Below are 17,490 nucleotides of genomic sequence, written 5' to 3'. Positions count from 1 at the left end.
ATGCTCAAGACAGAAAGCCTTAAGCACCCGCCGGATATCATATTCGTTCTGGCTGGAAATTAAAGAAAAAATGGCATGTAATTCTGGCAGGTAATTACATTGTTTCTGGAATGAAGATCGCAAAAAAGCGTGATATATAAATAGCAGAAATAAAAAAGCGGTGAACATTGTCACCGCTTTTATTAATCGCTGTTTTAACCGATTCGCTTAACCCAGCGCTGTTTCGCGCAGGCTGGTTTTCAGCTTGTTGTACTCGTCAATCACGTACTGCTCGGCGGCTCGCTGGTCAGCGATTGGCTCAATGTTGACGGCACAGTACTTGTACTCTGGCGTTTTGGTAATCGGGCTTAAGTTCTCCGTCACCAGCTCGTTACAGGCACCGATCCACCACTGGTAAGTCATGTATACCGCCCCTTTATTCGGGCGATCGCTGACCTGCGCGCGGGTGATGATTCTCCCTTTGCGTGAGTTAACCCAGACCAGCGCTTCATCTTCAATGCCCAGCCGGGCAGCGTCGGCAGTGTTGATTTGCGCATAGCCGGGTTCATCCGCCAGCGCGGCCAGTGCCGCACAGTTACCGGTCATTGAGCGGCAGGAGTAGTGGCCGACTTCACGTACCGTAGACAGCACCATGGGGTACTGTTCGGTAAGCTTGTCGATGGGCGCTACCCAGTCGCAGGTGAAGAACTGTGCCAGGCCGTTAGGGGTATCGAACTTCTCGGCAAAGAGCCAGGACGTCCCCTGGTCCGCATCCGACGTGTCACGGCAAGGCCACTGGATGTAGCCCAGTTCGCCCATTTTCTCGTAGGTCGCCCCGTAGAAATCCGGGCACAGATGACGCAACTCATCCCAGATCTCCTGGGTGTTGTTGTAGTGCATCGGATAGCCCATCCGGGTGGCGATCTCACTGATGATTTGCCAGTCCGTTTTCAGATCCCACTTCGGTTCAACCGCTTTAAAGAAGCGCTGGAAGCCACGGTCGGCGGCGGTAAAGACCCCTTCATGCTCGCCCCACGACGTAGACGGTAAAATAACATCCGCCGCCGCCGCGGTTTTGGTCATAAAGATATCCTGCACGATGACCAGTTCCAGATCCTCAAAGCCTTTACGCACGGCAGAAAGTTCCGCATCGGTTTGCAGCGGATCTTCACCCATAATGTACGCCACCCGCACTTCGCCATGCGCCGCACGGTGCGGCAGTTCGCTGATGCGATAGCCGGTATGCGCAGGCAGGCTTTCCACGCCCCAGGCTTTGGCGAATTTCTCGCGGTTCGCCGGATCTTTCACGTACTGGTAGCCAGGATAGGTGTCCGGCAGCGCGCCCATATCGCACGCGCCCTGAACGTTATTCTGGCCACGGACCGGGTTGACGCCGACACTTGGCTTGCCGAGGTTGCCGGTCAGCATCGCAAGGCTGGTCAGGGAGCGCACGGTTTCCACGCCCTGATAGAACTGGGTGACGCCCATGCCCCACAGGATGGCGGCAGATTTTGCGCCTGCGTACATCCGCGCGCATTTGCGGATTTCATCAGCGCTGACGCCGGTGATTTCTTCGACGGACTCTGGCGTGTAGCCTTCGACGATTTTCCGGTACTCTTCAAAGCCCTCGGTACGATTGGCGATAAACGCCTGGTCGTAGAGCTTCTCTTCAATAATGACGTGCCCGATAGCATTCAGCAGCGCGATGTTTGAGCCGTTTTTCAATGCCAGGTGCATATCAGCAATGCGCGCGGTTTCGATTTTGCGCGGATCGCAGACGATGATTTTTGCCCCGTTACGTTTGGCGTTAATGACGTGATTCGCCACGATAGGGTGAGAGTCCGCCGGGTTATACCCAAAAACGAACACTAAATCGGTGTTATCAATTTCCGTGATGGCATTACTCATTGCGCCATTACCGACCGACTGGTGCAGACCTGCAACCGATGGGCCGTGTCAGACGCGCGCGCAGCAGTCGACGTTATTCGTACCAATAACGGCGCGCGCGAATTTTTGCATCACATAGTTGGTTTCATTGCCGGTGCCGCGAGATGACCCGGTCGTCTGAATGGCATCCGGACCATATTTGGCTTTGACAGCGCTAAGCTTTTCAGCCACGTAGTTCAGCGCTTCATCCCAGGAAACGGATTCCAGTTTGCCGCCACGCTGGCGACGGATCATTGGGGTTTTCAGGCGCGGAGTCAGGATCTGGGTATCGTTGATAAAATCCCAGCCGTAATAACCTTTCAGGCACAGAGTGCCCTGGTTGGTTTTGCCCTGCGCTGCCTCAGCCCGAACGATTTTGCCGTTATCGACCACCAGGTTAATTTTGCAACCCGATGCGCAATAGGGGCAAACCGTAACGACTTTTTTCATCGGTCTCGCTCCAGTTAATCAAAGTGCGCATTTGCGCTTGTCGGCCCCATTATGCATCTTTTATGCCATGTTTTTATCAGGGGTATTCACCGATCTTACGGGGGAAATTTGGTCAAAATACTGACGAAAAGCAGCATCTCGTCAGTTTTGTCGTGTCGAAGAGGAAACCGCGTGACGGGAACACCCCATCACGCGTCAGGAGAAAATCGTCTGCCCGAAGATCCAGACAGGGGCGGTTTTAATCAGATAAGACGGCAACCGGAAGAAACCGACTGCGGGCGAGCATCGCGGCTCCCTGCGCACCGTTGAATGATGAGGATGACGCTGGCACAAACCGCACGGCCTCGTAAGGCAACGGGCGGCGCAGGTGCTGTCGAATTTGCGCAATCAGCGCTTCGCGCGGGAAGGCGGGCATGTCCATCACACCGCCGCCGAGGATCACCGCATCGGGATCGAACAGATTGACGCTGGTGGCGACCGCGCGCGCCGCATGGTCGAGCAACTGGCGGACAAAAGGTGCGTCGCCGGCATGGAGAAACAGATCGCCCAGCGCCCAGTCGCGTGGCTGTCGGGCATACCAGCGTTGCAGCGCCACGCCGGAACACACTGTTTCCAGACAGCCCGCATTACCGCAGCCGCAGCGCAGCGACATATCACCCACGGGAATATGTCCCAGCTCGCCCGCCACGCCGTGCGCACCGGTCCACGGCGCGCCGTTCAGCCAGATCGCAAACCCCATTCCGGTGCCCAGATAGGCCGCCAGCACCTGCTGCTCCTGCAAACCATTTTCCTGCACGTCGAAAGAGAGCTGGAGGTTTACGTCGCGGGCGAACTCCACCGGGCAGGCCAGATGACGCTCAAGCCGGTCGGCAAGCGATGCCAGTTCGTCATGTTTTAGCGGCAGATTGGGCGTGGAGATAATGGTGCGCTTATCTTTGCCGACCAGCGCCGGGAAACCCATCACCAGACCGCGACAGCGGGCGGAAAAAGCCTGCAACTGGCGCTGGATGAGCGCCGCGATCCCCTGCTGCACGCCATCCGCAATGACCTCCGCCGTGCGGCGTTTTTCGCAGTGCAGCACCGTACCGTCAGCGGCTTGCAGGCAAAAGCGGATATGCGTTGCCCCCATATCCACGCCCGCGACAACGTTAAGCGCGTCTCGCATGAGGCAATACCTCGTTTTTCGCGGCCAGAATATGCTCCGCCATCACAGACCAGGCATCATCAATCTGTTCGGCGTGATTAAACAGGCCAGAGGTGCCAACGATAAAGACATCCGCGCCCGCCGCCATCAACTGCTGATAAGTGCCCTGGTTGCAGGAACCATCGATCTCAATCTCATAGCTTAGCCCTTCACGTTCGCGCCACGCTTTCAGTTCGCTAATTTTCGCCAGCATCTCCGGGATGAACGGCTGACCGGCAAAGCCGGGATCGACGGTCATCACGGTGATCTTATCGGCCTTGTGAATGTAATACTTCATGGCTTCCACCGGCGTTTCCGGGTTGAGGATCAGCCCCACTTTCATACCGTGATGGCGGATCTCTTCGATCAAGCGAAAAGCCTGACCGTTGATCGTTTCCGGGTGCAGCGTAATAAAGTCCGCCCCGGCGCGCGCCAATTGGCCGATATAATCCTGCGGGCGCGTCACCATCAGATGACAATCCAGCGGCTTGCTGGCCAGCTTTTTCACCTGGCTGACAAAAAACGGTGACAGCGTCAGATTCGGGACAAAATGACCGTCCATAATATCAATATGAAAGTAGTCCGCGTGCTGGTCGATAAATTCGATCTGCTCCTTGAACTTCAGCAGATCCATACACATCAGGGAGGGAGAAATTTTCATCATCATTCCTTACTTGCTGATAAGCCGGTCAAGAGCGACAGCGGCGATGATCAGCCCGCCCATCACCACCAGCTGGTAATAAGTTTGTACCTGCAAAATATTCAGCCCGTTGTTGATGGTGCCGATAATCAGGCCGCCGATCACTACCGAGAAGATCCGTCCTTTACCGCCGAAGAAACTGGTACCGCCGATGATGGCGCTGGCGATGGCATAGGTTTCAAACCCCATCCCGGCCAGCGGCTCTGCGGCACCCAGCCGCGCGGTGGACACCACGCCCGCCAGCCCTGCGCAGACGCCGGAGATAATAAACACCACCAGAATGTGAAACTTCACGTCGATGCCAGAATAGAACGCCGAGTTTTTATTACCGCCGAGGGCATAAATATTGCGTCCCAGCCGCATTCGGGTCGTCAGAAACCACAGCATCACTGCCACGATGAGCGAGAAGATGACCGGCACCGGAATGCCCAGCACGCTGGCGGCAAAGAAATTCACAAAATCGAACGAGAAGCCGTAAACCGAGTTGGCGTCGGAGATCACCAGCGTGATGCCGCGAAAAATCGCGTTGGTGCCGAGGGTGATAATAAAAGGATGTAGCCCGGTCCAGTTGACCAGACAGCCATTGATGGCACCCAGCGCGCCGCCGACCAGCACGCCGCCAATCAGCGCCGCGAGAAAAGGATCGACGTCCGCCAGCATCAGTTTGGCGGTGACCATGCCGGACAGCGCCAGAATCGCACCTACTGAGAGGTCGATACCCGCCACCAGAATGGCAAAGAACTCGCCCATGCCGATCAGCACCGTGACCGAGCTTTGCACAAAGATCTGCGTAATGTTATTGGTGGTCAGGAAGTATTCTGACGACAGCGTGCCAAAAATCGCCACGATGATCGCGAGGATAAAAAAGTGCCGTATTTATCCCAGAACTGCGCAAAATTAAACGGCTTTTTGGCGTCCGCGTCGCCTTTTACTCGTGTGGTAATGCCCATGCCATAATCTCCTCTTCGCTCATGTCGTCGCGATTGGTCAGGATTTGCGTCAGTCGCCCTTCACAGAACACCGCGATGCGGTCGCAGACGGCGATAATTTCAGGAAGCTCCGATGACACCATCAGAATGACTTTTCCCTCGTCAGCCAGCTGGCGCATCACTTTGTAAATCTCCGCTTTTGCGCCCACATCTATGCCGCGCGTGGGTTCATCAAAAATCAGCACCTCTGGGTTGCAGCTTAACCATTTGGAAATCAGCACTTTTTGCTGATTGCCGCCGGAAAGCTCGGTAATATTTTGATCGACGGAATGGCATTTCAGCGCCAGCAGCGCGCGCTGCGCCTCGGCGGTTTTACGTTCGTCAGATTCGCGGAACAGACCCATTGCGCCTTTATAGCCGCCGCTTTTCAGGCTGCGGCCAATGGCCATATTCTGGGCAATGGAAAAATTGGGGAAAAAGCCATTATCGCGGCGGCTTTCGGTGATGTAGCCCATGCCTTTTTTCAGCGCGTCGAGCGGCGAGCGGGGGGAAATCACCCTGCCGTTAAGACGAATTTCACCGCTGCTGCGCTTGTCGACGCCAAACAGGCAGTCCATCAGTTCGGTGCGCCCGGAGCCGACCAGCCCGGCAAAACCGAGGATCTCGCCCCGGTTAACGCTGAAGGAAATGTCGCGCACTTTCTTCTTATCCCGGCTGGTGACGTTTTTGACTTCAAAGACCGTATCGCGCTCGATGTTGCCGGTATTCTCTTTCATCACGTTAAAACGGTTTTGCAGTTCGCGGCCCACCATCAGGCGCACGATGTCATCATTGCTGACGTCGCTGACGTTACCGCTGCATACGCTGCTGCCGTCTTTCATTACCGTATAGCGATCGCAGATGCGGCGTATTTCCGCGAGCTTATGCGAAATATACACAATTGCCGTTCCCTCTTTGCGCAGCTGATTCATAATCAAAAAAAGGTAATCCACTTCTTTATTTGTCAGGGAAGAGGTGGGTTCGTCCATAATGATGACTTTAGCGTCGAGCATTAACGTTTTGGCAATTTCCAGCATTTGCTTATGGCTGATAGATAAATTCGCCACCTTTTCATCAAGATCGACTTTCAGCCCGACGCGCAATAACATCATGGCAGCCCGCAGGCGCATTTCTTTCCAGTCAATAACGCTGACGCCACAGATTTTTTTGGTCAGGTGGCGGCCAATATAAAGATTCTCCAGCACCGTCAATTCATCAATGACGCTGAGTTCCTGATAAATAATACCGATGCCGAGTCTGGCTGCCAGTTTATGATCGAGCTTATCGTAACTGACATTATTAATCGTAATCGTGCCTTTGGTCGGATCGTGTATTCCCGACAACACTTTCATTAGCGTGGATTTACCGGCCCCGTTTTCACCTAATAACGCGTGGATCTCATGGGTATAGATCGATAAATCAACCGATTTTAATGCGTGAACCGGACCAAAGGATTTGCCGATCCCCGCCATCGAAATATATGGCGTGACCATAGTAACCTCATTATATTTGCCCTTCAGCCTGCGAAAGAAGGGCGGAGTGAGTGCTTACTTCGTTACCAGAATGGAATCCACCAGCTTGAATTCTGGCGCTTTTTCCAGCGGGATCACCTTACCGGTTTTCGCAGCATCCACCATCAGCTTCAGCCCGGTTGCACCAATATTGGCCGGATTCTGGGCGATGGTCGCGGTCATCTGGCCTGCATCCACCATTTTGCGCGCTTCCGGGATGCCGTCGGTGCCGACCACCAGCACTTTACCGACTTTGCCAGCGTTAGCGACGGCCTGCGCCACGCCCATTGCCATCGTGTCGTTGGCGCAGTAGAACGCCTTCAGATTCGGGTTGCGTTGCAGGACGTTGGTGGCCACATCAAGCGCTTTGATGCGATCCCAGTCGGCGGGCTGGCTGGCAACCAGTTTGATCTGGCTGGCTTTTTTGAAAGCGGCGGTAGCCCCGTTGCGGCGTGCTTCACCGGAGGCATTGCCCGCTTTCCCTTCGATAATCGCCACTTCGCCGCCCTCTGCGGCCAGTTTTTCGATAATAAACTCTGCACCTTTTGCACCGACGGCAACGTTATCGGTAGTGACGAAACCTTCGACATTGCCGCCCGCTTTTTTCAGGTTATCCATATCAATTTTTTCATCGAGATTGACCAGATAAATTCCTTTTTTCCACGCGCGCGCCACCGGCATGACCAGGTTAACCGAAGAGAGCGGAGCAAAGGCGATGCCTTTATAATTCTTGTTGCTCAAATCTTCGAATAACTGTAACTGTGACTGAAAATCACCTTCTGACGGTGAGGCAAAAATATCTACGCTGACGCCAAGTGTTTTGGCTTCGTCTTCAATGCCTTTTTTCATATCCACCCAGAATGGATTTGATAACGTTTTCAGAACCACGGCATATTCAGCCGCCGCAAACGCGCTGGTGGATAACATCAGGCCCACAGCAACACCGCTGAATAATTTCAGATATTTATTCATAATCATGTTCTCAATTGTAGGGTAGAGATAAAACCTCCTGACAGGCAGGAGGCTCTTTTTTATTTCAACGCGCCCGGTGAGAAATAATCAACGATTGCGCCAGTTTTTTGCATATTTAACGTAGCCTGTTCGATATTTTGTTGGGCGACTGAGACAAAAAACGCATCTAATAATGTGAGTTGTAAAATGCGTGCGGAAGCATTCCGTCCTAATAAAGGCGTCTCTGGTGCTGGCGAGCAAATAATAAAATCAGCCATTTTAGCGATCGGCGAATGGTAGCTGTGAGTGATACATATAATTTTCGCCCCATTTTTCTTTGCCAGTTCCGTCGCCGCTTTCAGATCGCTGGTGCGCCCGGAGTGGGAGACGACCAATACTACATCGCCTTCTTTCAGCAGCGACGCCGACATCATCATAATGTGCGCGTCCTGGTAAGACTGGCAGCGCACGCCGATACGTAACAGCTTGTGGTGAATATCGGCGCAAATGGCGTTAGAACCGCCCACGCCATACAGATCGCGCTGCTTCGCCTGATAAAAAAAGCGTGCCGCGCGGTGGATCTCGTCCACGTTAACGATCGACTGTCCTTCCATAATGGTGCGCAAGGTGATGTTGAACACTTTATTCACCACATCCTGGGGCGCTTCATCAAACGCGAGTTCAGCAGGCAAAACCTGTTCAGACTGGGAAAAATAGCTCACCAGCGCGCTGCGCAGATTGCGAAAACCACTAAAGCCCAGCAGCTTCGATACTTTTACAATCATCGCTTCCGAGACCATCAATGCTTCGGCCACGTCTTTTATGGCTGGCGCGTCGCTAAGATTGCCCGGCGACAGCAGCCAGTCAACGATGCGGCTTTCGTTTTCAGTCATTCCTTCCTGCTTCATCCGCAGCCAGGGTGCCAGGCCGATGCCATCAGGAAGTCTTTGATCAAATTCTGTCTGACTCATTGCTCTGTGTGTCCTTGAAATGAAGACGCCACTATATCACCACAGGCGAAACAATAAATATGTCGATGACTTCACAAAATTATTAAATTCATAAAGTTTGTGATTTTGTGAAGTTATGGCTTTCTTTCCATTTTTGATTTTCATGTTTAACTCATATAAAACAACTAATTAAGTCTACTTCATCTGTTTGCCATCATTCGTCAAAGCTAACAAAATCCGCAAAATGAGATTGATTTGTGAAATTTTGCCGTGTAGAACAGGCGTCAGACCCGGTGCTTTTGGGGCTTAAAAAGAGCATTAACCGGTCTTAAATCACAAACTGCACCGGGTCAGTAAAGTCTGGCTTATGACGAGGCACACGATGAAAAAGTTAGCATTAGGCTGCGATCACGTCGGTTTCATCCTTAAACAGGATCTTGTGGCGCATTTGCAGCGTAAAGGCATTGAGGTAATCGACAAGGGGACATGGTCTGAAGAGCGCACCGACTACCCACGTTTCGCCAGCGCGGTGGCGGAAGCGGTGATCGGCGGTGAGGTGGATGGCGGGCTGCTGATTTGTGGAACGGGCGTTGGCATTTCTATTACCGCCAATAAATTTCCAGGTATTCGCGCGGTGGTTTGCAGCGAGCCGTATTCGGCGCAGCTTTCGCGCCAGCACAACGATACCAACGTGCTGGCCTTTGGCTCGCGGGTAATCGGGCTGGAGCTGGCTAAAATGATCGTCGATGCCTGGCTTGGGGCGGAGTTTGAAGGGGGCCGACACCAGGCACGCGTTCAGGCGATTGCAGAGATCGAACGGCAGCGACGTTAAGCGGCGTTTATTTTCCGCCGCACATTTCGACGCAGGTGGCGCATGGGATCGCCATCAGCCGCTCGCCGCAGGTGAGGATCAGATCCAGGCCCAGCGCCACCGGCAGCGGTCGGTTAGCCAGTTCATCCACCAGACATTCGGGCAGCCGTGGGGCGATCATCCGTTCCTCGGCAATCCCCGTTCCGGTCAGACGCAGCATACGCCCGCCGCTCAGGCTGGAGACAGCTAAAATCAGCATCGCATTGCGGCCAAAATGCAGATGCTGGCGCACGATCTCATTACCGGCAGAACGCGGCAACCATACCGGCGTATCGCTACCGGTCAGCGCCATTAGCCTGTTCACGGTCGCCAGATCGAGCGGAGAGTGCAGCGAGACAATTGCGCCCGGCTCGTTCACCGCTTTATGCAGGCGGTGGGAACCTGACGGGGGATGGGGCAGGCTAAAATCGAAAGCAGAGTTCAGGGTCATGCGTTATCTCAGCCAGCCAGGAATAAAACGTCAATCCGGCGGGCTGGCGATATTTTCGGCACGGAGACGCGTTATCATCATATGAAGATAACGTTCTGATAAGAAATTATCGTGGCGGATTTTTATGACGCTGGCGTTACGCGGAAATGACAGCAAGATGAAGAATGGCGGACCACAGCGTGTCCGCCAGAAAAATTAGTTCTTTTTCACAAACTCGGATTTCAGCTTCATCGGGCCAAAACCATCAATTTTACAATCAATATTGTGATCGCCTTCCACCAGGCGGATATTTTTCACTTTGGTGCCGATCTTAAGCATTGAAGAACTGCCTTTAACTTTCAGATCTTTGACGACCGTAACACTATCGCCGTCCGCCAGCAGGTTGCCGTTGGCATCTTTCACGATCAGCTGATCATGATCCTGGGCAGGCTCTGCGTCGTTCCATTCGTGAGCGCATTCCGGGCAGATAAACATACCGTTATCTTCATAAGTGTATTCGGAATTGCATTGTGGGCAGTGGGGAAGTTGCATAATGAGATCCTCATAAGTGCTTGCAAAACTGGTCATTAGCCAGAAAAACCCGGCAGGTTGCCGAAAAAGGCGGCGATTATACCCTAAATTCCCCACCTTTGTTGCTGCTATTGTTGATTCTTTATCCTGGATGGCGAGCAGTCAAAAAGCCGTACATTAAGGAAGAGAATTTTTGTGGCCGGAAATTGCCACCTGTGACTATTTCGGATATGGTGAAGCTACGCATTTTGGTTAATAACAGTGCGTTTTCTTGCCAACCACCACCGCATCTCGGCGGGGTAAACCCTCCACGTTGAGTGGGTAGATATACGAAGATATATCCTGGGTGATTATTAAAAATGCGCTACGCTGAACACTTTCCTGCTTTACAGAGAGTAAGCTATGTATTGCTCATGCAGCAGCAAAAAAATATATTAGCTGAAGCCAGCGAGTATTATGGCGTTAAAACTATTTTCTATAAGAAATTATAAAGACCTACAATTGGTAATAAAAAAGTCTGACAAATAAAATCAATAAAATTTGCGTTTAGGGAAGACTTTAACCATGTACACACAGACAATTTATGAATTAAGTCAGGAAGCTGAACGCCTGTTACAGCTGGCCCAGCATCATTTGGCGGCGATGAAATCATCGCTTCCGCAGGTGCTGGAGAGCGAGCCTACTAATAATGGTAGCCAGTCCCGGCACCATTTTAGTGCGCAAGATGTTGAGGCGCAGCATGCCACATTAAATAGCGAACTACGCAAAATTACCCGCCTCGAAATGGTGCTGGCGATTGTTGGCACAATGAAAGCAGGTAAATCTACCACTATTAATGCGATTGTCGGCACGGAGGTTTTACCGAATCGCAATCGACCGATGACGGCGTTACCCACGCTCATTCGTCATACTTCCGGTCAGAAAGAACCTATTCTGCATTTCTCGCACGTTGCGCCAATTGAAAAATTGATGCATGAGCTTCAGCGTAGCCTTCAGGAAGTTGAACGGGCGACGCTGGCACAGCGTCTTGAAATTGACAAAGATATGTCTTCGCTGCTGGAAAGCATTATTCACGGTGTGGCCTTTGAAAAGCATTATCTGGGTGCCCAGCCTATTTTTCACTGTTTGAAAAGTCTGAATGATTTAGTCCGCCTTTCACGGGCGCTGAATGTGGACTTTCCTTTCTCGGACTACGCGGCGATTGAGCATATTCCGGTTATTGAAGTCGAATTTATTCACTTATCCGGGATGGACAGCAATCCGGGTCAGCTAACGCTGCTCGACACGCCGGGGCCGAATGAAGCCGGACAGCCGCACCTGCAAAAAATGCTTAATGAGCAGTTGGCGCGCGCGTCGGCGGTGCTGGCGGTGATGGATTACACCCAGCTTAAATCGATTTCCGATCAGGAAGTCCGTCAGGCGATTTCCGCCGTCGGTAAATCGGTGCCGCTTTACGCGCTGGTGAATAAGTTCGATCAAAAAGATCGCAACAGCGATGATGAAGAGCAGGTCCGCGCGTTGATCTCCGGCACGCTGATGAAGGGGCTGATCGCGCCGGGCCAGATTTTCCCGGTCTCTTCTATGTGGGGCTACCTCGCCAATCGCGCGCGCTATGAACTGGCAACGCACGGCAGGCTGCCTGACCCCGATGAGCAGCGCTGGGTGCAGGATTTTGCCGAGGCGGCGCTCGGCCGTCGCTGGCGCACTGCCGATCTGGATGACATCGAACATATCCGTCACGCCGCCGATCTGCTGTGGGAGGATTCGCTTTTCGAACAGCCGATCATGAGTCTCCTTCACGCCGCGCACGCGAACGCTTCTTTATATGCTCTGCGTTCTGCCTCACATAAGCTGCTGAACTATGCGCAAAGCGCCAGAGAATATCTGGAGTTTCGCCATCAGGGGCTGACGGTGACGTTCGAAAAACTGCAGCACAATATTGTTCGTCTGGAAGAGGATATGGCGCTGCTGCGCCAGCGGCAGGCGGGCGTGCGGGATGAAATCGACCACGAGGTTGAGCAACTGCTGGCAATGGCGGAACAGTTTATCGCCCGCCAGCGACGCGAAACGCTCCGCGCCATTGAAGATAACTTCCAGCCGGTAAATCTGTTGGGCCTGATGCCTCTGAGCGATGCGGATTTTCGTCAGGATAACGACAGCGGACATAAACAGCTGGTGCTGAATAATGAAGGGCAGGCGCAGATCGTCCTGAGTAAAATCCGTATCGCCTGCGAAACCATCCTGATGGCGGCGCATGAAACCTCGGTGCGGCAACTGACGCTGCGTTTTAACCATCTTGAAGCGACGTTAACCCGTGCGCTGAACGATACGCTGCGCCCTATCGAACAGCGGGTGAAGCAGGAGCTGAGCGAAGCCGGTTTTGGCGTGCGCATCGCGCTGCCTGCATTTCAACCGGCAGGGGTGAATTTCAATGCTCCCCAGCTCTTTAACGACGCCATTTCCTCGGAAGAGGGGGAAAGCGGGCCGCTGCCGCGCGGGGCAAGTATGCGGGAAACCGTCTCGCGCTGGCTTAATAATCCCAACTGGGGCTGGGACGATTACGTCATGTCTAAAACGCGCTATGTCATCGATCTCACCGCGCTGGAACAACGGCTTATCCAGCACGTCGATGAGTTTTATGCGCAGTTGCTTAACGTGGTGGCATCTTACGTGGACGTTTCCGTGACATCAGGTTTGTCCGCCTGCTTTGACGAATTTTCACATACCCTTAGCGGGCTGCAAAAACGTTTACAGGAAAGCCTGACCCTACGCCAGCAGCGCGAATCAGCGGTGAAAGCGTTAAGCCAGCAGCTTCAGCAGAGTCTGACGGCCGTGCAGTGGATCCAGGAGGATGCGCGCCTGCTGCGCGATGATATTCAAACCCTTTTTGCGGCTGAAAATTCATGAATACTCACTTGCTGGATGGGCCTGCGCGATCGCTTGAATCCGTGCATCCGAAATTTATTGTCGATCTGGTGCTGGGAATCGACAACCCGCGCCAGACGCCGATAGCTCCCCAGCAACAGCTTTTTCGCGAGCGGCTAATGAATGAAATCATGGCCCAGGCGCAGCTGAGATCCTGGAGTATGGTAGGTGCGCTTAGTGAAAACGCGGCGATGCGCGTCGGGCTGGCTGATAAACTGGCAGGGTCGCTCGATCCGGGACATCTGGCGCTCAGCAAAATGGGGCACCATCTGCTCATCCTCCAACAAAAGGGCAATGAAACTCCCGGTGTCCTGCAACTTTATGGCGAGGTCGGGGAGCGTTTCCTGCGTCGGGCGGCACATAAGCAGCGCGCGTTGTCGCAGCGGGGACTGATGGTGCAGGCCGGAGAACACAGCGATCAGATTTTTACCCGCTGGCAGGCAGGAAATTACCGCGGCTGGTCGCTGGCGGGGCGCTGTTTTGTCGCGCTGGAAGAGCTGCGCTGGGGGGCGTTTGGCGATGCCTGTCGGCTGGTGACGGAAGAGGCGCGGGCGCTGTTAATGGATAACCTGCGCGCGATGGCGACGCAGTATCTGGCGCAAAGCATTAACGCCTCCGCCGCCACCCGTCATTTTTATCACCAGTGGCTAAGCACGCCCACCGCGCCCGCGCTGATGGATCATAAAGAGATGCTGTGCTGGCTCGGCAGCGACTGCGATGCAGAACGTCAGCCGGTGAGCTGGTCGGTGACGCAATCCTGGCAAACGGTGGCGCTGGGAATGCCGAGGTTATGTTCGGCGATGCGGCTGGCAACCGCGATGGTGGACGAGATTTTTGTCGGGGAGGAGAGCGTTCTTCCGATATGACAGGACACCCTTTCCCCGCGCCGGGGAAAGGGTGCGACTGCTTAATGATTCTGCGTTTGCGTGGTTACATCCACCGCTTCGGCTTCTGCCACCGCGGCCTTCGGCTCACCAAAGCGGCGGGCGTACAGGGCGGTAATAATCGGCACCAGAATCGCCGTCACGATTACGCTGGCAGCAACCAGCGCCGTGGCGGAGGCGGCAACCGGTTCAAAGGCCGGGTTGATCTGGGCAATAATCACCGGATTCGCCACCGCCGCGCCTGCGGCTGAAGACGCTGCCACCCCCGCAGTCCCGTTACCGCCGCCAATCACCCGGTCAGCGATAATCAGCGGAATACCGGTAATGATAATCACCCCTACGCCCAGCACCACGCCCAGCAGGCCGGTGTGCATAATCACCGCCAGGTTGATGGTATTCCCCAGCGCAAAGCCGAAGAATGGGATCAGCACCGGCGTTGCCTTGCTGAAAAACGCGCGTAAATCGTGATCCAGATTACCCAGCGCAAAGCCAATCAGGAACGGCAGCACAGCGCCCACGAAATGATGCGGTTCGAAAGAGGCGAGGCCCGCCGTGCCGAGGATCACCATGGTCATCAACGGCCCGGATTCCAGGGACATCAGCACAAACGCGCCGGACTCTTCTTTCGTGCCGTATTGATTCATCAGGCTGGCGTATAATCCGCCGTTGGTCATGTCCATCGCGGACACGATGGCCAGTACCGACAATCCGGCGAAGAAACCGGTCTGAATACCGGTATCAGGAATAAATGACGCAGCGATCATTGCCACCGCCCAGGCCACGGCAATTTTGGTTAACACCAGCGTACCGGATTTGCGTAATACCGTTCCGGTTGCCCGCAAATCTATTGATGCGCCAATACAAAAAAACCAGACGGCCAGAATGGGAACCGTTCCGCTAATCATCCCTTTGGTAAAAGATCCAAAATAAGCCCCGGTATCCGGCGCGAATGTATTAAGCACCGCGCCCAGTAACAGAGGAATCAACATCATCCCGCCGGGGATACGTTCAATCGTGGCTTTGATTTTCATTTTGCGTCCTCACTTTGCATCCCACGAGAGGATGAAAGGGATAAAAATGCATTAAATTCATGTCGTTAAATATTAATGCGACTATGGATGTGTCAGTAAAACATGTCCGGGTAATGAGCCTTTAACCGCCTTTAACTACCCCTTATGCGTTAATCTGGGCATTATGATGCATTCATTGGAATATCGATTCAATGAAAATAAAACGGTGTTTTAGTTATCTTCGTCACATATTTTGCGTAAAAGTTTTCGCCGCGATTGATTGCTAAAAGTAATGTAAATGTATTGTGAATTTTTGGGGCGTGGGATGGGCAAATGGTGGAATAATCAGCAGGGTTATTTGTTTGCAACCGCCGTGAGAAATAATGACACGCGGGCCACAAATCCTGAAAAACTTTTACTGCTAACCATAAGCATCCTTGCAATTAATGACCGCAGCTGACGAAGCCGGAATAATTTCGTGAAGTTGATCACATTTTTAAACGCTGGTAATGTAGGCAAATAATTCATGTTGTGAATGTGTTTACCTGCGCAGGCTTTAGCCAGTCAGTAGAGGTAAACCTGCTACGCTTGAAATGTCGGCTGCTAAGCATGCAGCTCCGCTCGCGGGCAACCGCCGTCGTCAACGGCTGACGATGTGTTTGCGTTGGTCGTTCAGGGCGAAAGTTAATGAGGATAACTATGCTTAAAAGGAAAAAAGTAAAACCTATCACCCTGCGCGATGTCACCATCATTGATGATGCCAAACTGCGTAAAGCAATCACCGCCGCATCGCTCGGTAATGCGATGGAGTGGTTTGATTTCGGTGTTTATGGCTTTGTTGCTTATGCATTGGGTAAGGTCTTCTTCCCGGATGCCGATCCCAGCGTGCAGATGATCGCCGCGCTCGGGACATTCTCCGTTCCCTTCCTGATCCGTCCGCTTGGCGGATTGTTCTTCGGTATGCTGGGCGATAAGTATGGGCGACAAAAAATATTGTCGATCACCATCATTATTATGTCCGTCAGTACCTTCTGTATCGGCCTGATACCCTCTTATGAATCGATTGGCATCTGGGCACCCATCCTGCTGTTGCTGTGTAAGATGGCGCAGGGCTTCTCGGTCGGCGGCGAATACACCGGCGCGTCCATCTTTGTGGCGGAATACTCGCCTGACCGCAAACGCGGCTTTATGGGAAGCTGGCTGGATTTCGGCTCGATTGCCGGATTTGTGCTGGGTGCGGGCGTGGTCGTGCTGCTTTCGACGGTGGTCGGCGAGCAGAACTTCCTCGACTGGGGCTGGCGTATTCCGTTCTTCCTGGCACTGCCGCTGGGCCTGATTGGTCTCTATCTGCGTCACGCACTGGAAGAGACACCGGCCTTCCAGCAGCACGTTGATAAGCTGGAGCAGGGCGATCGTCAGGGTCTTCAGGAAGGGCCGAAAGTCTCCTTTAAAGAGATCGCCACCAAACACTGGCGTAGCCTGCTGGCCTGTGTCGGTCTGGTCATCGCGACCAACGTGACCTACTACATGCTGCTCACCTATATGCCGAGCTACCTGTCGCACAACCTGCATTACTCTGAAGATCATGGCGTGCTGATTATCATCGCCATTATGATCGGTATGCTGTTTGTACAGCCAGTGATGGGGCTGCTCAGCGACCGATTCGGCCGCCGCCCGTTCGTGCTGATGGGCAGCGTGGCGCTGCTGGTACTGGCGATCCCGGCGTTCATTCTGATTAACAGTAACGTGCTCGGTCTGATTTTTGCGGGCCTGCTGATGCTGGCGGTGATCCTTAACTGCTTTACCGGGGTGATGGCCTCGTCGCTGCCAGCGATGTTCCCGACGCACATTCGCTACAGCGCGCTCGCCAGCGCCTTCAACATCTCGGTACTGGTGGCGGGTCTGACCCCGACGCTGGCAGCCTGGCTGGTGGAGACCTCGCAGGATCTGATGATGCCTGCTTATTACCTGATGGTCGTGGCGGTGATTGGTTTGATTACCGGTCTGACTATGAAGGAAACGGCGAATCTGCCGCTGAAAGGGGCGACGCCCGCCGCGTCGGATATCCAGGAAGCGAAAGAGATCCTTCAGGAACATCACGATAACATTGAGCAGAAAATCGAAGATATCGACAAAGAAATTGCCGATCTTCAGGAAAAACGGTCGCGTCTGGTGCAGCAGCACCCGGTGATTAACGACTAACGTTCCCGCTCGATGCGCTCCCCCTCACCCCGGCCCTCTC

13 protein-coding genes and 1 pseudogene are annotated in these 17,490 nt (G+C 53.5%); 4 read left to right on the top strand and 10 right to left on the bottom strand.

The features are described from left to right. Nucleotides 1-207: 207 nt before the first annotated feature. The 7 genes and pseudogenes from fdhF to alsR form a co-directional block, all read right to left on the bottom strand. Nucleotides 208-2,355, bottom strand: a complete 2,148-nt coding sequence (gene fdhF / locus RT197_RS15460; RefSeq protein WP_312952040.1) for a formate dehydrogenase subunit alpha — start codon at nt 2,353-2,355, stop codon at nt 208-210. Between the two features lie 238 nt (nt 2,356-2,593). Further along, a complete protein-coding gene (alsK, locus tag RT197_RS15455; protein WP_312952039.1) occupies nt 2,594-3,520 on the bottom strand; it encodes an allose kinase in 927 nt (308 codons plus the stop codon). After that, complete coding sequence (gene alsE, locus RT197_RS15450; protein ID WP_312952038.1) at nt 3,504-4,199, bottom strand: D-allulose 6-phosphate 3-epimerase; 696 nt, start codon at nt 4,197-4,199, stop codon at nt 3,504-3,506. The genes alsK and alsE overlap by 17 nt, the downstream gene beginning before the upstream one ends. Before the next feature lie 9 nt (nt 4,200-4,208). Next, nucleotides 4,209-5,188 (bottom strand): annotated as a pseudogene (gene alsC / locus RT197_RS15445) (D-allose ABC transporter permease). Further along, nucleotides 5,167-6,699 carry a D-allose ABC transporter ATP-binding protein AlsA gene (alsA, locus tag RT197_RS15440; protein WP_312952037.1) on the bottom strand — a complete coding sequence of 511 codons (1,533 nt, stop codon included), beginning with the start codon at nt 6,697-6,699 and terminating at the stop codon, nt 5,167-5,169. The pseudogene alsC and the gene alsA overlap by 22 nt, the downstream one beginning before the upstream one ends. Before the next feature lie 54 nt (nt 6,700-6,753). Further along, nucleotides 6,754-7,689 (bottom strand): D-allose transporter substrate-binding protein, encoded by a 936-nt coding sequence (alsB, locus tag RT197_RS15435; protein WP_312952036.1) that lies wholly within the window; start codon nt 7,687-7,689, stop codon nt 6,754-6,756. 59 nt (nt 7,690-7,748) lie between these two features. Beyond that, complete coding sequence (alsR, locus tag RT197_RS15430) at nt 7,749-8,639, bottom strand: D-allose utilization transcriptional regulator AlsR (RefSeq protein WP_312952035.1); 891 nt, start codon at nt 8,637-8,639, stop codon at nt 7,749-7,751. A gap of 361 nt (nt 8,640-9,000) precedes the next feature. Here alsR and rpiB point away from each other — a divergent pair, with 361 nt between their 5' ends. Further along, complete coding sequence (gene rpiB, locus RT197_RS15425) at nt 9,001-9,450, top strand: bifunctional allose-6-phosphate isomerase/ribose-5-phosphate isomerase RpiB (RefSeq protein ID WP_312952034.1); 450 nt, start codon at nt 9,001-9,003, stop codon at nt 9,448-9,450. A gap of 7 nt (nt 9,451-9,457) precedes the next feature. Here the strand turns inward: rpiB and RT197_RS15420 are convergent, their stop codons facing one another. Further along, nucleotides 9,458-9,919 (bottom strand): phosphonate C-P lyase system protein PhnH, encoded by a 462-nt coding sequence (locus RT197_RS15420; RefSeq protein WP_312952033.1) that lies wholly within the window; start codon nt 9,917-9,919, stop codon nt 9,458-9,460. Nucleotides 9,920-10,114: 195 nt separating this feature from the next. Next, the gene (locus RT197_RS15415; protein ID WP_176918794.1) at nt 10,115-10,450 is read right to left on the bottom strand and encodes a zinc ribbon domain-containing protein YjdM; all 336 of its coding nucleotides are present in this window, start codon (nt 10,448-10,450) and stop codon (nt 10,115-10,117) included. 543 nt (nt 10,451-10,993) lie between these two features. Between RT197_RS15415 and crfC the strand changes: the two genes are divergently transcribed. Then, entirely contained in the window at nt 10,994-13,336 is a 2,343-nt protein-coding gene (gene crfC, locus RT197_RS15410) for a clamp-binding protein CrfC (protein ID WP_312952032.1), read from the top strand. Continuing rightward, nucleotides 13,333-14,220 (top strand): diguanylate cyclase regulator RdcB family protein, encoded by an 888-nt coding sequence (locus RT197_RS15405; RefSeq protein ID WP_312952031.1) that lies wholly within the window; start codon nt 13,333-13,335, stop codon nt 14,218-14,220. Before crfC ends, RT197_RS15405 begins: the two co-directional genes overlap by 4 nt. Before the next feature lie 41 nt (nt 14,221-14,261). On the opposite strand, the gene kdgT is transcribed toward RT197_RS15405, so the two are convergent. Continuing rightward, nucleotides 14,262-15,269, bottom strand: a complete 1,008-nt coding sequence (gene kdgT / locus RT197_RS15400; protein ID WP_312952030.1) for a 2-keto-3-deoxygluconate transporter — start codon at nt 15,267-15,269, stop codon at nt 14,262-14,264. A 678-nt stretch (nt 15,270-15,947) separates the two neighbouring features. On the opposite strand from kdgT, the gene proP reads away from it, so the two are divergent. Then, complete coding sequence (proP, locus tag RT197_RS15395; RefSeq protein WP_312952029.1) at nt 15,948-17,450, top strand: glycine betaine/L-proline transporter ProP; 1,503 nt, start codon at nt 15,948-15,950, stop codon at nt 17,448-17,450. Nucleotides 17,451-17,490 lie beyond the last annotated feature (40 nt).

Origin of the sequence: Superficieibacter sp. (genome assembly GCF_032071645.1) — a bacterium.
Lineage (GTDB): Bacteria > Pseudomonadota > Gammaproteobacteria > Enterobacterales > Enterobacteriaceae > Superficieibacter.
The sequence above is the reverse complement of the archived record's forward strand: the minus strand, read 5'-3'. Positions and strand labels throughout refer to the sequence as shown.

Excerpts from the sequence above, each read along its gene's own strand:
- RT197_RS15420 (WP_312952033.1), bottom strand. The coding sequence starts at position 9,919 with ATGACCCTGAACTCTGCTTTCGATTTTAGCCTGCCCCATCCCCCGTCA.
- kdgT (WP_312952030.1), bottom strand. The coding sequence starts at position 15,269 with ATGAAAATCAAAGCCACGATTGAACGTATCCCCGGCGGGATGATGTTG.
- alsE (WP_312952038.1), bottom strand. The coding sequence starts at position 4,199 with ATGAAAATTTCTCCCTCCCTGATGTGTATGGATCTGCTGAAGTTCAAG.
- proP (WP_312952029.1), top strand. The coding sequence starts at position 15,948 with ATGCTTAAAAGGAAAAAAGTAAAACCTATCACCCTGCGCGATGTCACC.
- rpiB (WP_312952034.1), top strand. The coding sequence starts at position 9,001 with ATGAAAAAGTTAGCATTAGGCTGCGATCACGTCGGTTTCATCCTTAAA.
- RT197_RS15415 (WP_176918794.1), bottom strand. The coding sequence starts at position 10,450 with ATGCAACTTCCCCACTGCCCACAATGCAATTCCGAATACACTTATGAA.
- alsR (WP_312952035.1), bottom strand. The coding sequence starts at position 8,639 with ATGAGTCAGACAGAATTTGATCAAAGACTTCCTGATGGCATCGGCCTG.
- alsB (WP_312952036.1), bottom strand. The coding sequence starts at position 7,689 with ATGAATAAATATCTGAAATTATTCAGCGGTGTTGCTGTGGGCCTGATG.
- alsA (WP_312952037.1), bottom strand. The coding sequence starts at position 6,699 with ATGGTCACGCCATATATTTCGATGGCGGGGATCGGCAAATCCTTTGGT.
- alsK (WP_312952039.1), bottom strand. The coding sequence starts at position 3,520 with ATGCGAGACGCGCTTAACGTTGTCGCGGGCGTGGATATGGGGGCAACG.
- crfC (WP_312952032.1), top strand. The coding sequence starts at position 10,994 with ATGTACACACAGACAATTTATGAATTAAGTCAGGAAGCTGAACGCCTG.
- RT197_RS15405 (WP_312952031.1), top strand. The coding sequence starts at position 13,333 with ATGAATACTCACTTGCTGGATGGGCCTGCGCGATCGCTTGAATCCGTG.